Genomic DNA, 1,596 nt, shown 5'->3' on the forward strand with positions numbered 1-1,596 from the left:
CTTACTAAGTATGATGCCGCGAAAATTAGTTGCTTGTGCTACATGAGTTTCCTTCGCAATATCTATACCCACAACAAGGTGAGATGTAGATATTCTTTCAATGCTTTGATTTTGTTCTTCTGATTGCTTAAACTTCATAGTAAGAGCGCCTCCTTGATGGTGTTGGGTTATTAACCCATCGACAAACCCATCATACCGAGGCGCTCCTTTTTTGACAAAGGCCATTTCTTAGGCCCTACAGGAATGTTTAGCTGAGTGAATTGCTGCTGTATGGCATCCCTTTCAGTGTTGAAGTATCATTTTCGTTAGCTAATAATTTGCTCATTTTTCAATTCGGTATAAAAAGACATTAAGAGGATCAACTTCTGTATCTTCCTTAATTCCCTCATCATCATCTGTTGCTTCCTCAAAAGGAATCCCATCATGATACGGATAAGTTAGAAACTCATTTATTACCGAATCAATATTTTCTAATCTTTCAATTTTACATTTAAACGGCAATTTTGTATGAATGTCTGTAATTAAATTAAACCGTAACCTTCCAGATAACCAATCAAACCATACATAAAATATCATTCCGTTTTTACAGTTTGATTTTCCAATTTGTTCGCCCCTATTACTAATTACCTTACAAAAAAAGTTCCTCATCTCTATAACTGTAAACTCATTCGCTAATTGTTGACTCATTGAAATTGACCACGTATTTTGTGAGATTTCTTCTTCCAAGTCTTCGATGCCATTTCCAATAAACATCTTATCTTCTACAATTTCATCAAGTTCCTTTAGGAATTCCTCTTTGTTCATCTGGTAACTCCTTTGACATTATTCTGCCCGTTAGCGTATCGAAGGGCTACCACGCGACAGCCCTTTCGGGGTTCAACTATCGTACCCGTTAGCGCAACAATAATATCCCATGCGGGACCAAAAATCCACACTTGTCCTCCTGTTAATCTACGAAACTTTGAATATGATATAACATCAAAATGAGGAGTGATGTCTATGTCAGACAAAAGCTGTAATTGTAACAAACAGTTTTAAAAAATAAGACCGTCAATGCAAGGTCAAAATTTCTCTGTTGTCACCTTGAATTTTGATCCATCCTCATTTCTTATCACGGACTTCACTATTTCGGGAAACGCTGGAATTTGCGAGGAACTCATCTTTTTGGGAGCCAATGCCAATCGTGCCGCAGACTGTCTGCTAAATAACGGTTATAGGCAAACATTCCGCTCTCCGAACAGGAGAGGGTTTGCAAACTTTTAACGTAACGGTTCTGTACAATAAAACGCTCAAGACCAAACCTTAATAAATGGATAATCGCAAATGAAACGGTGGCTTATGACCGCTACCGTTTTTTGTTTTGTCATAGAAAATGAATTAAAGAGCTGGGATAGAGGTCGTTTTATTTAACTAAACTGCCATCCATGCATCTCTTATGCTGCACCACAGAGCATGAAAGTTAATCCGTTCTTTCATGGTAGTTGAGCGAAGGGCTGCCACGCGGCCAATGTCATTTAGTTTAGTTCAAAGACAAGAACAGGAATAAAAATGAAATCTGAAATGGCATGGGAAAAGTCCTGTGCCGTTTGTTTTTTT

Annotated in this window: 1 protein-coding gene and 1 pseudogene; both read right to left on the reverse strand. The window is 37.9% G+C overall.

The annotated features are described in order from the left end of the window. Nucleotides 1-138, reverse strand: a pseudogene (locus ASG81_RS30585) (IS110 family transposase); the annotation flags it as partial. A gap of 183 nt (nt 139-321) precedes the next feature. Beyond that, nucleotides 322-804 (reverse strand): hypothetical protein, encoded by a 483-nt coding sequence (locus ASG81_RS03820; protein ID WP_056629394.1) that lies wholly within the window; start codon nt 802-804, stop codon nt 322-324. Between the last annotated feature and the right edge of the window lie 792 nt (nt 805-1,596).

The sequence above is a fragment of the Paenibacillus sp. Soil522 genome (assembly GCF_001428245.1).
GTDB lineage: Bacteria > Bacillota > Bacilli > Paenibacillales > Paenibacillaceae > Pristimantibacillus.